The sequence below is a fragment of the Bacteroides cellulosilyticus genome, assembly GCF_020091405.1.
Taxonomy (GTDB): domain Bacteria; phylum Bacteroidota; class Bacteroidia; order Bacteroidales; family Bacteroidaceae; genus Bacteroides.
On the sequence record NZ_CP081903.1, the window covers coordinates 2,707,318 to 2,720,222 of the forward strand.

6 protein-coding genes are annotated in these 12,905 nt (G+C 37.3%); all 6 read left to right on the top strand.

All coding sequences use genetic code 11. From position 1 onward, the window contains the following. Nucleotides 1-84: 84 nt before the first annotated feature. The 6 genes from K6V21_RS09665 to K6V21_RS09690 all read left to right on the top strand — a co-directional run bounded on the left by K6V21_RS09665 (nt 85) and on the right by K6V21_RS09690 (nt 12,773). Nucleotides 85-1,995, top strand: a complete 1,911-nt coding sequence (locus K6V21_RS09665) for an MGH1-like glycoside hydrolase domain-containing protein (RefSeq protein ID WP_224321623.1) — start codon at nt 85-87, stop codon at nt 1,993-1,995. Between the two features lie 12 nt (nt 1,996-2,007). Further along, the gene (locus tag K6V21_RS09670) at nt 2,008-4,668 is read left to right on the top strand and encodes a glycoside hydrolase family 31 protein (protein ID WP_224321624.1); all 2,661 of its coding nucleotides are present in this window, start codon (nt 2,008-2,010) and stop codon (nt 4,666-4,668) included. After that, a complete protein-coding gene (locus K6V21_RS09675) occupies nt 4,665-6,401 on the top strand; it encodes a hypothetical protein (RefSeq protein WP_044265966.1) in 1,737 nt (578 codons plus the stop codon). The genes K6V21_RS09670 and K6V21_RS09675 overlap by 4 nt, the downstream gene beginning before the upstream one ends. Nucleotides 6,402-6,781: 380 nt before the next feature. Next, the gene (locus K6V21_RS09680) at nt 6,782-9,952 is read left to right on the top strand and encodes a SusC/RagA family TonB-linked outer membrane protein (protein WP_224321625.1); all 3,171 of its coding nucleotides are present in this window, start codon (nt 6,782-6,784) and stop codon (nt 9,950-9,952) included. An 18-nt stretch (nt 9,953-9,970) separates the two neighbouring features. Then, nucleotides 9,971-12,016, top strand: a complete 2,046-nt coding sequence (locus K6V21_RS09685) for a RagB/SusD family nutrient uptake outer membrane protein (protein WP_044265975.1) — start codon at nt 9,971-9,973, stop codon at nt 12,014-12,016. A 19-nt stretch (nt 12,017-12,035) separates the two neighbouring features. Continuing rightward, nucleotides 12,036-12,773, top strand: coding sequence for a DUF3823 domain-containing protein (locus K6V21_RS09690; RefSeq protein WP_224321626.1), 738 nt, complete (start codon nt 12,036-12,038; stop codon nt 12,771-12,773). Nucleotides 12,774-12,905: the final 132 nt, after the last annotated feature.

Sequence of the window (12,905 nt, forward strand, 5' to 3'; positions counted from 1 at the left end):
CTAAGGCTTTTATTTTGCATTCGTGGAAGTATTCCTCTTCCATATGAGAGAAGTCAAACTGATGTCTAATTTAGTCTTTAAACTATGAAAAAGCACTTGTTGATAGGATTGTTTTTATTAGGTATGTTTATCTATCCTATTAAGGCCATTTCAGGTAACACTCCTGAAGAATTATATGAGAATTTGCAAAAACGATTGGCTTCCGGTTGGAACACCTGGGATACCCGTAGTGTGCTGACTCATGTATTTCTTCCTTATGGTTTTGCTGTCGACCTGAATATGATGGATACAGATGGAAGTCGTGTAAAGAAATTCAGAATCGGAGATAGAGTTAAAGGGGCGCCATTATTGCAGCCGGGACCTCATTCATTTGATGGAGCTTATACTCAAATGACCATAGATTGGAGAGGATATAAGTTGCAGGTAGAAAGTGCTGCTATGGGACTTAAAAACGTAATTCTAATCAGACCACTGACTGAGACGAAGAAAGGAGGACGATTGGTGGTTATCCCTGAAAGTCTTTGGAAACGGGGCAATACACTTAGCGTGGATAGTTTAGGATTTACATTGGCATCACGTGATAAAGTTGTTGAAATAAAAACTTCTATAGAAGGTAAACTTCTGGAAAAAAAAGGAAGGGAGTTTATTCTGTCTTTAGATACTCCGGTTGCTATCTGTTGCGGAGAAAATATGGAATTGGATGAGGCAATTGCTTTCATTAATGACCGTGCCCGGGATTTTATTAATTCTAATCAGAAACAATTTGGTGAAAATTATGATTGCTATAATGCCATGCAGAGTGTTTTGGCTTGGGATAATATATATGATCCTGGCATTAGGAGGGTGATTACTCCTGTAAGTCGGATTTGGAGTTCCGAATGGTTTGCCAGTGAAGATTTTGGTGGTTTCACACTGTTCTGTTGGGATACCTATTTTGCATCGATGATGCTTTCTGTTGGCAATAAAGAGTTAGCCTATGCAAATGCTGTAGAGATAACTAAGGCGATAACAGAGAGTGGATTTGTACCTAACTGTTTTTATAGCAATAATTTTAAATCAAGAGATCGTTCTCAGCCTCCTGTTGGCTCTTTGGCTGTCTGGACAATATATAAACAATATCAAGAAAAATGGTTCTTGGAGTTATTATATAAAGAATTACTAACTTGGAATCGCTGGTGGAGCCGGAATAGAGAGGATGGAGGGTTATTATGCTTAGGTAGTAATCCTTATGAAAAGGTTACTTATTTCAGGTCTGAGTTTGATACGGATTGTCACTATGGTGCTGTTTTGGAATCAGGATTGGATAATTCTCCAATGTATGATGGAGTACTTTTTAATAAGCAAAAACATTTGTTGGAACAACATGATGTAGGCATGTCTTCTTTGTATGTAATGGATTGTGACTATCTGGCTTTAATAGCGGAAGAACTCGGGTATAAAAAAGATGTAACTGAACTTAGAAAACGCGCGGAATATTATCGCAATAATTTAGCAGGGTTGTGGGATGATAAGACTGGATTTTACTATAATCGTTCTACCAGAGATCTGAAATTTAATTATCGCACTTCACCCACTTGCTTTTATCTATTGCTGGCAAAAGTACCTACAAAGAATCAGGCTGAGAGGATGATAAAAGAGCATTTACTGAACACTGATGAGTTCTGGGGGGAGTACGTAATTCCTTCTGTACCTAAAAATGATCCTGCATTTAAAGATAATGAATATTGGCGGGGACGCATTTGGGCTCCATTGAATTTTCTGGTATACTTAGGATTGAATAACTATGAATTTCCGGAAGTGAGACATGCCTTTGCCGAAAAATCCCAAAAATTATTATTGAAATCCTGGTTATCACATGGATATGTCTTTGAAAATTACAATGCCCTCACTGGTGAAGGTGATGATGTTGTGCGAAGTGATAAGTTCTATCATTGGGGGGCATTGCTGGGATATATTTCCCTTATAGAGAATGGAGTTGTAAGTAAATGTAATTAATAATAATCGATCATGAAAAATATAATTTTGATTATCAGCTTTTTGTTTTGTACAGTTTCTATTGTATATGCCCAGAAACAGCCTTTTTTAAAGGATTCCTGGAAAGGGGATATGACCTCTATAAAGCAAGAAAAAGGAAACTCGCGTTTGGGCTTTTCATTTGAGAAAGGTAATAGTGAAAAACTATTTGTTGAAGTCAAACAGACGCAGGAGCCTCAGTTGGTTGTAGTACGTATCGATTTTTCTGAAAAGGCTGATAAGGCATATGTTTTTTATAGCCCTACCGCAGCTTCTGTTCCTGATTTGGAAAATGCCGAGTATACTTTATCGGGTAAATTTGATTTTGACCGCATTAGAATCATAGCAGAAAAAGGGAGCAAAGGGATTTTTAGCGATGTCTCTTTGGGTGAGAATTATCAGGATGTAGTACATCCTAATGTCTTACAAGTTGTAGCCAAGGAAGGACAACCACAAACAGTTCTTTCCTGGGAAAAGAAACAGCAGGCTTTGTGGATTCATACTTCAGGTGGAACTTTGTATTTGCAACCTTATAATATAGGAAGTGTACATGTGATGTTCGGCTCTGAGAATGAAATAAAAGAATATAAGAGTTTTGCCGTAACGCAACAGGCAAAAGTGGCAGAGTTTAAAGTGGAGGATACTCAGGAAGATATTGTATTACGTTCTTCCCGTTTAGTTGTTACTGTAAATAAGAATAAAGGGTATATTAGTCTGCTTGATGAGGCTGGAAAAATCTTACTGAAAGAGTTCCCGGAAAAGGCGAGAATGAATATATATGGAGATTCTGTCAATGCATATTGTAAGTTCCAGTTACGGGATGAAGAAGCTTTATATGGTTTGGGGCAGTTCAGAGATAACTTAATGAACTTGCGGAATGCAAAGCGGGAACTGGTTCAGTTTAATACGCAAGCTGCGGTACCGGTTATTTATTCTACTGGCCGTTGGGGATTGTTTTGGGATAATCCTTCCCGGACTATTTATACAGACAATAGTACTGGTATGAGTTTTGCCTCTGATTATGGTAAGATCGTTAACTATTATCTTTTTGTAGGTGATAAAATGGATAATTTGGTAGCTGCATATCGTTCTTTGACAGGAGTGGCTCCAATGTTGCCCGATTGGGCTTTAGGTTATCACCAAAGCCGTAACCGTTATGCTACGCAAAAAGAGGTGATGGAGATAGCTAAAAAGATGAAGGAAGAGGATATTCCTGCAAGTACTATCTTTATAGATTATCATTATTGGGGTAAGTACGGAACAGGTTCACATAGGTTTGATGAAACTTTATTCCCTGATGTTCCTTCAATGTTGGACAGTCTCCATAACGTTTATGATATGAAGGTAGTTTTGACAATGTGGCCCTGCTTCAAACCGGGTATCCCTAATTATAATGAAATGTCACAAAAAGGGTATATATTGGAAGGAGCCAAAGCTATTGACGGCTATATATATGATACTTTTAATCCGAATGCAGCCAAAATGTATTGGGATAAGGTTTCTTCTTTAGTGGACTTGAATATCGATGGCTGGTTTTTAGATGGACCGGAACCTGACCATGTAGCCTCATACTTGCCACTTAATACTTATGCCGGACTAGCTCAGAAGGTACGAAATGTATACCCTTTGGTTCATGCATCACATTTTTATGAAGGAATAACCAAAGCTCGTCTCGGTATCCGTCCTTATATGTTGACCCGTTGCGCGTGGGCTTCTCAACAAAAGTGGGGAACGGCTGTATGGTCTGGTGATATTCCAACGACATTTGCCGAATTACAAACACAGGTAGCAGCAGGATTAAACTTTACAGCAACAGGAATCCCCTATTGGACTACAGACATTGGTGGTTATTCAGGAGGAGACCCTTCTAAAAAAGATTATCAGGAGTTGTTTGTACGTTGGTTTCAGTATGGAACATTCTGTCCCGTTTTTCGTTGCCATGGACGTCGTTATCCGGGAGATACGAAAGCACCGAATGAGTTATGGGCATACGGTCCAGAGGTACAACGTATCTGTACTGATCTTATAAAATTACGATATCGGCTTTTGCCTTATATTTATACCCTATCAGGTAAAGTTACTCACGAGCATTATACACCAATGCGCTTACTGGCTTTTGATTTTGCTCATGATCAAAATGTATTAGACTGTAAAGATCAGTTTATGTATGGACCTGCTCTCCTGGTTTGCCCCGTTTTGGAGGCAGGAGCAACTTCCCGCTCTGTATATCTGCCACAAGGATGTACTTGGGTAGATTTCTGGACCGGTGCAATCTACCAAGGAGGAACTACAATTACTGCAGAAGCACCTCTGGATAAAATGCCTTTGTTTGTGAAGTCTGGTTCTATCATCCCCTATTATACTTCTGTTGAGAAAAATATTAATGTTGATGTTCCGCTTGAGATTCATGTCTTTGGTGGGGAAAACGCAAGTTTCAATTTATACGAAGATGATGGTGAGACGTTGAAATATAAAAATGGCAATTATAGTACTATTCCGTTTAAGTGGAATGATCGTACAAAGGAATTTATAGTTGGAGAACGCACTGGCGATTATGCTGTAAAGGACAGGGACCTTATTATTAAACTCAAAGGTAAAGATGTGATAAAGAGGATAAAATATAGTGGTAAAGAAATAAAAGTTATATTGAAATGAGCCTCAGGAGATTGATAATAGTTAGTTTCTTTTTCTTATCTTTCTTTGCAAATATTTTTGCAGATGGAAGTGTTAGGGGATGGATTATTCTGTCTGACAATATGGAACGTGCTATCCGGACAATAAAAACAGCAAAAGAGTATAATATCAATCAGCTTCAGTTGTCCCATGAGATCATCCATGATTTAAAGGCCATTAAAGAAGAAAAGGTATGTGAACAGGTTAATAAACTCATTCGTCTTGCACATTTAGAAGGTATTGATGAAGTGTTGCTTTGGGATCATAGCTTATATTCTCTGGATTATTATCCATCGTGTTTTAGAACAGGACCTAATGGTACAATAAATCTGGATAATCCTAAATTCTGGGAATGGTTTAAAGATGACTATCGCCGGATGCTCAACAGGGCTCCTGAAGCAGATGGACTTGTGCTAACATTTATTGAAACTGGAGCTTATGCGGAAAAGCAGTACTCAATGAATATGAAAACCCCTGAGGAAAAACTGGCAGCTGTTGTAAATGCTATTTCCGATGTCGTTATTGGTGAAAGAGGAAAGAAACTCTGTATTCGTACTTTTGCTTATTCGGAAGAAGAGTATAAGAGTACTGTTGGATGTATAGAGCATATAAAGAGTGATAAGGTCATTTTAATGATGAAAGAAACCCCTCATGATTTCTTTCTGACACATCCGGATAACTCCTATATCAGAAAGATGAATAGACCTACAATTGTAGAGTTTGATTCTGGTAATGAATACAGTGGGCAAGGTGTTGTTGCTAACACATGGCCTGAATATACAATGAAAAGATGGGGTAGTTATATTAACTGTCCCAATGTTACCGGATATGTTGCAAGGACGGATCGTTATGGAGATACCAGCATAGTAGGAACAGCTAATGAAATTCAGTTGTATGCACTGAAGCGGATGACGGAAGAACAAACTGTATCTCCAATGCAAATCTATAATGAATTTATTACGTCGAGGTATGGTGAGGATGCTTTGTTGCCCATTAGAAAAGCGTTTCAAAATGCATATGATATAGTTACATCTGTTTTTTATACCTTAGGAACAAATCTAACAGATCATTCTTCTCTAAATTATGAAAACAATAAATGGGGATATAGCAGGCATGTGTCTGGAAGATGGATTGATCCGCCTATGGTTCTTGTTAAGCATGATATAAATAAAACATTTCATTATTGGAAAGATATTATAAATCATATTGCTCCTGTACACTTTAAGTCATTATCATCTCCGTTAGCTGTTGAAGTGAAGACCGTTTTTGATAATCAATGGATAGAACCTGATGAAAAAATGGATAGTGTATATTATAATTATATTCTAACGGAAAAACAGTATGGAGTTAAACTAGCTTCCGAAGCAGTCGCTGAAATAGAAAAGGTAAAGCCTTTATTAGAATCTGCGACATATAATGATTTATACCAGCTGTTTTATCGTACTTATTTGACTGCATGTTTGCATGAAGCTGTATGCACGGCATATTATGGTTCCAGAATCTATGTCAGAGCTAAGCAGTTTCATCCTAAAGGTTTGAAGGAACGTATTTTTTTATCACTAAAAAAAATAGAACAAGTTTCGGAGGATATGAATTTATTGGTGAATACATATCCTGTCGGTCAATATGACTGGTTGAATGATGTAAAGATTGCTTTAAGATGCAGGAGTAGAGTTCTGAAGATGTTGAATTCAAAATCGCTCCAAAATGAATAAATTCCTCCAATGGATAAAGTTGGATCATAAGTTTGTTCCCCAATCGTTCTATGTATTAACAAAGAAGCGATTAATCTTTTAATTTAATTCAAAATTAAGCACCAGATAAGCGTGATATCACTCAATTTTTAATCTTAGGCATGTAATTTTGCCATATCAAAACGATAATAATAGGTTCGATAATAAGTTCTTTTTTTAAGAATAAAATACAAGATTATATTTAGGATAACAATTTAAAAAAGATAAGTAAATTGAAAGAATACATAACTTTAAAAGAAATGCATATGAAAGATACAAGTTAACCAAAGACACATCCTTCCTACTTATTTGATCTAAAGGATACGTTATTTTTTATGAAAAACAATTTTAAAAGTGAGATTATGAAACACATGAAAAACAAATCTAATTTTGTGAAAGTTAGCAAATACACTTATTGGTGTGTGCTAATGATGTTCTTGATGGTGCTTACTCCGATGCGTGCACAAACTTCCCGAAGTATATCCGGGCAGGTTGTTGACGAATTGGGTGAAGCAATTATTGGTGCTAATGTGACTGTAGTTGGAAATAAGTCATTAGGTACTATAACTGATATTGATGGAAATTTTACTCTAACGGTTCCTCAAGGAACAACATTGGAAGTTTCTTATATTGGTTATGTGAATAAAAAAGTGGCAGTGGATAACAAAACCAGCTATAAAATTACTTTAAAGGAAGACTCTGAACAATTGGATGAAGTAGTGGTAGTAGGATATGGTACTCAGAAGAAAGTGAATTTGACGGGTGCTGTGTCTGCTATTACTAATGAAGAGTTAGTTGCTACCAAAAGTCAAAATGCTCAGAATATGTTGACTGGTAAGGTTCCTGGCGTTCGTGTAATCCAAAAAACATCTGAACCGGGTGAATTTACTAACCAGTTTGATATCCGTGGTTTTGGTTCTCCACTAATCGTAGTTGATGGTGTTCCTCGTGGCAATTTACAACGTATGGACCCGAATGAAATTGAATCAATTTCTGTTTTGAAAGATGCTTCGGCTGCTATATATGGTGTACGTGCGGCTAATGGCGTTGTCTTGATTACTACAAAGAAAGGTGAAAAGAATAAGCCAAAGATTGAATACAATATGTATTATGGTATTCAAACTCCGGCAGAAATGTTGGAGCCTGTAGGTGCTGTAGACCGTATGAGACTATTTAATGAAAAGTCAATGCGTAATCTGACAAATCCGCAGCTTACTTATTCAGATGAGCAGATTGAAGAGTATCTGAATGGAACATTGAAATCTACTGATTGGTATGATGCGGTAATTCGTAATTCAGCTCCCCAGCAGCAACACAATGTTTCATTGAGTGGTGGAAGTGAAAAAACTGATTATTATGTAAACTTCGGTTATACAGATCAGGAAGGTTTCTTCAAGTCAAAAGCAATGGATTATAACCGTTATAATCTTCGTGCAAATTTGAATGCAGAAGTAGCTAAGAATTTGAAGGCTTCAATTAAAATAAATGGTATAATTGATAGTAAACAACGTCAGTACTTATCAACTTGGGAGGTTTATAAAGCTTTGTGGCGTGCAAGTCCTAATGAGAAATTGTATGCTAATGATAATCCGGAATATTTCCAAAAGATGTCATCCGACCAGTTGAATCTTCTGGCAGCAACAGATCCTGATGTTTCCGGTTATAATAAGACAACAAATAAAATCTTCCAGTCTACGATGGAACTTGAATATGCTGTGCCATTTGTAAAAGGTCTGAAGGTGAAAGGCATGTTCAGCTATGATACTTCTATAGCTGATAATACCATATATAAGAAAGAGTATAATGAGTATACTTATAGTGAAGCAACTAATACGTATACTGCTTATGCTATGCAGTCACCGACTAATCTGGAACGCTATTATGGTAATTCATGGACTACTTTGTGGCAAGCTTCTGTAAGCTATGAGAATACTTTTGCATCAAATCATAATGTATCTGGATTGTTGCTGTTTGAAGAAGCACACAGTGTAGGTGATAACATTCGTGCAGCTCGTGATTTCTCTATTCCTTTGCCTTATTTATTTGCAGGTAATTCAGCTAATCAAGTTGGTACAGCTAATGCAAATGGATTGACAGAAAGTGCTTCTCAGGCGTTGGTTGGTAGATTTAATTATGATTATAAAGGACGTTATTTGTTAGAATTCGCCTTTCGTTATGACGGTTCTTCCAAATTCCCGTCACATAGCCGTTGGGGCTTTTTCCCCAGTGCTTCTGTGGGGTGGCGTATGAGTGAAGAAACTTTCATAAAAGATAAATTGCCGTTTGTTAACAACCTGAAACTTCGCGGTTCTTATGGTAAGATGGGGGATGATTCTGTTGCTGATTATCAATTTATTTCCGGATATGATTACCCGAATACCAGTGGTGATAAATTTAATAAAACTCCGAAAGGATATTTTTTCAATGGCTCATTCATGAATTCATTAGGTTTCCGTGCGGTAGCCAATCCTAATATTACGTGGTACACTGTTAAGACTCTGAATGTGGGAATTGATGCTGATTTGTGGAATGGCCTATTAGGTGTTTCTTTTGATTTATTTCAGCGTGACCGTGATAACCTGATGGCTAATCGTATTGCTACTATTCCAGGAACATTCGGTGCTGCAATGCCTAAAGAGAATTTGGAGAGTGACCGTACAAAAGGTTTTGAAGTTGAACTAAGACATCGCAATCGTGTGGGGCAGGTTAATTATAGTGTTTCTGGAAACATTGCTATTACTCGTTCCATGTGGCGTTACAAAGAACGCACCCCGTCAGGTAACTCATATGATAACTGGAGAAATAACTTAACTAATCGTTATAATGACATTTGGTTTGGTTATGGGGCAGACGGTCGCTATACCTCATGGGAACAAATTGCTAACTCGCATATATTTGCTGGTAATGCAACTCTTCCTGGTGATTATATTTATGAAGACTGGAATGGTGATGGTACAATTGATGATATGGATAGATATCCTATTGCTACAACTACTAATTCTACTGCTGCTAATTTCCAGGATAAGAAAAATTATCCGTTGATGAACTTTGGTTTAACTCTTTCTGCTCAATGGAAAGGTTTTGATGTTAATATGACTTTCCAAGGTGCTGCAATGTCCTATGTATCTTATGGTGAACAGTTGTCAGCCCCCTTGCAATTTAATGGTAATGCTTTGGATATGTTCTTGGACAGATGGCGTCCAGTTGATACAAAGCAAGATCCCTACGATCCTTCTTGCCAATGGATTTCAGGATATTATTCATATGGTGGTACAACTCCGGATGTTAATTCTGAATTCTCTATTCAGAAAGGTACTTATTTGCGTTTGAAGACGGCTGAAATAGGTTACACTTTACCAAAGAATTGTTTGTCATTCGTAGGTATAAAGAATTTGAGAATTTATATGAATGGATATAACTTGTTCACTATAACAGGTGTGAAAGGTGTCGATCCGGAAAGACCGGCTGAACTCTATGGATATATGTATCCGTTGAATAGAACATATAACTTTGGTGCAAGTGTTACATTTTAAGTAAAAGGAGATTATCGTATGAAAAAGCTAAGAAATATATTGATGTGTGTTGCTATAGGAGGTCTGTTTGTAGGATGCCAGGATTTGGATATTCCTCCTAAGAATATTCTGTCGGGAGAAGATATATATAATGAAGGTGGTATTACAGCCTATATGGCAGGTTTGTATAGTCAGTTGCCGATGGAAGATTTTAATATGTCAAATGATGGTGATTACAATGGTTTTTATAACTGGAATTGCATTATTTGGGATATGCTCAGCACGGGTGAAACTGTAAATCGTAACAATACAGGTATTTATATTCCCCAAAAGGGATATTGGAGTATGGGTTACAAAACGATTCGCCAGGCTAATGATCTGATTGCTAATCTGCCTGCATATGTGGGAAAGCTGAAAGGTGCTGAATCATGGATTGCTGAAGCAAAGTTTATTCGGGCTTATGTTTATTTTGCGATGGTAAAACGCTATGGCGGTGTACCTATTTTGGAAACACCACAGGAAATGACTGATGATGAGAAGGCATTGTGGGTAGCGCGTAGTAGTCATGAAGAGTGTATAGACTTTATTCTTTCAGATTTAGATTATGCCATTGAGAATTTAGGTAAAACCAAAGTGGCAGGTCGTGCAAATAATACTTATGTAGCAGCAGCTTTCAAGTCGCGTGTTGCTTTGTATGCTGGCTCTGTTGCCCGTTATGGACAAACATTTAATTATTCAGGAAGTGAAAGTGGCAAGATGCTTACTGGTATTCCTGCAGGGAGAGCCAATGATTATTTTATGCAGGCTTATAAAGCATCCAAGATTGTAGAAGAAGGTGGTTATAAATTATATGAAGGTAACTCTGATAAAGAAGCCAACTTCCGTGAGATATTTGCGAATGCTGATAAGAGTGATGAATCTATTCTTATCCGTCAGTATAGTAAAAATGACTTTGTTCATAGTTTTGATGCTGTATATTGTCCGCCTCGTATGACAGCAACTTATGGTGACCGTTATAATGTAACATTGGATTGGGTAGAACTGTTTGATGGTCTGCCTATTGATCCTGCAACAGGATACTTGAAAACAACGGATGACGATGGTAATTATATTGTTTACAATGATGTTAAAGACTTATTAGACAATGCAGAACCTCGTTTAAGGGGCTCTATCTTATTACCTGGACATACTTATAAAGGAGTTGAACTGGATATTCGTTTTGGTATAATAAAGGAGGAAATTGATCCGTCTACACCTATTGCCAAGTTTATAAAGGATGATGGACAGACTACCGCCAATTATACAAGTAATGATTGGTTCAAGAATAACGTTTTGACAACAGCCGAGAATATAAAAGAACAAAAGCCTTATGAGACTTCTACAGGTGCGAAACTTAATAAGAGTGGAATGGATGGTCCGGCTAATGGTGGAACGAGTAATACATTGACAGGCTTTCATGGAGCTAAATGGTTGAATTTGAACTGGACTATTGCCGAAACACAGTTGCATAGTTCCACACAATCTTGGATTGATATTCGTTATGCCGAAATATTATTGAATCGTGCCGAAGCTGCATTGGAACTTTACCAGAATGGTGTTACTAGTATCGATGAAAAAGATCTGCAACAGGATGCTTACGAATGTATCAATAAGATACGCTCAAGAGCTGGTGCTGAGTTGCTGACCAGCCCTGCAGAATTATCCAATGTATCACGTGATGGTATTGAACGTGGACAAGGTATCCGTTCGTTTGTATTTGCTCCGAATGAAGGTATGCATATCATTCGTGTAGAACGTTATAAAGAATTGGCTTTCGAGCATAAAATTTATTGGGATCTGCGTCGTTGGTTTACTTTCGATTCACAGATTTATCAATATCGCCGCAGAATGCTGTCTCCATTCTTGTTTGCCAAAGGAGCAACAGTAAATGAAGCTGGCAATCCGGTGGGTAAGTATATTTTTGACACCCGTGTTTGTGAAAGAGCTAATAACTCATTGACATTTGCTACTAAAAATTACTATGATAAGATTCCTGATGGTGAACGTAAGGTAAATCCGTTACTTGAGCAAAATAATCAGTATTAATTAGAAAAAGGAAAATAGTATGAAAAAGATATTTAATTTGCTGTTAGTTACTGCATTAGTTTTAGGCTTTTCATCGTGTGAAAAGGATAATTATGATGCACCGGAAGCTGGTGTTTTCGGGCAGGTCGTAGACCATAATGGTAAACCTCTGCAAACAGCTATGGGACAGGGAAGTATGAAGATACAGATTACGGAATTGAGTTATGCGGGTGGTGATGAATCGATTGTTGTGACGAATCAGAACCTCAATATGAGGCAGGACGGTTCATATTCCAATTCTAAACTGTTTGCAGGTACTTACCGTATGATTCCGTTGGAAGGCGCATTTTATCCTTATGATGCAGAAGGAGAAACGGTGGAACTGAAGAACGGGAAAATGGCAGAACGTAACTTTACTGTTACTCCTTATCTGGAAGTAGAATGGGTTACAGAACCTTACTTGACTTCTGATAATTTTTTGAAATGTGCAGTGAAATTTAAGAGAATAGCAAAAGAAGGAATTGTTATGCCTGATGTAAACAACATACAATTGTATATTTCGCATACGCAGTATTGTGGAACAGAATCTGACGGAAATTATACTCCCGGTTCTGTGAAAATAACTAATGATCAGGAGGGCACAACTATCGAGTTAACTTCTAAAGCTGCTATTAAATATTCCAATACCTATTGGGTAAGAGTAGGTGCGTGCTGTAATGACACTTACAAGAAGTATAACTTTACTGATATCAAGAAAATCGATCTGAAATTGAATTGATTAAATAAGTAGGTAGGTAAGTAAGGAGAGTATTTGTTTCCGTAATAAGTGCTCTCCTTCTTTTTTGAACAAAATTTTAATACTGCTTTTGGTCAGAAGCTCTTTTGTGATATACCCAGTTCGTATTTCCTT

Excerpts from the sequence above, each read along its gene's own strand:
- K6V21_RS09665 (WP_224321623.1), top strand. The coding sequence starts at position 85 with ATGAAAAAGCACTTGTTGATAGGATTGTTTTTATTAGGTATGTTTATC.
- K6V21_RS09690 (WP_224321626.1), top strand. The coding sequence starts at position 12,036 with ATGAAAAAGATATTTAATTTGCTGTTAGTTACTGCATTAGTTTTAGGC.
- K6V21_RS09670 (WP_224321624.1), top strand. The coding sequence starts at position 2,008 with ATGAAAAATATAATTTTGATTATCAGCTTTTTGTTTTGTACAGTTTCT.
- K6V21_RS09680 (WP_224321625.1), top strand. The coding sequence starts at position 6,782 with ATGAAACACATGAAAAACAAATCTAATTTTGTGAAAGTTAGCAAATAC.
- K6V21_RS09675 (WP_044265966.1), top strand. The coding sequence starts at position 4,665 with ATGAGCCTCAGGAGATTGATAATAGTTAGTTTCTTTTTCTTATCTTTC.
- K6V21_RS09685 (WP_044265975.1), top strand. The coding sequence starts at position 9,971 with ATGAAAAAGCTAAGAAATATATTGATGTGTGTTGCTATAGGAGGTCTG.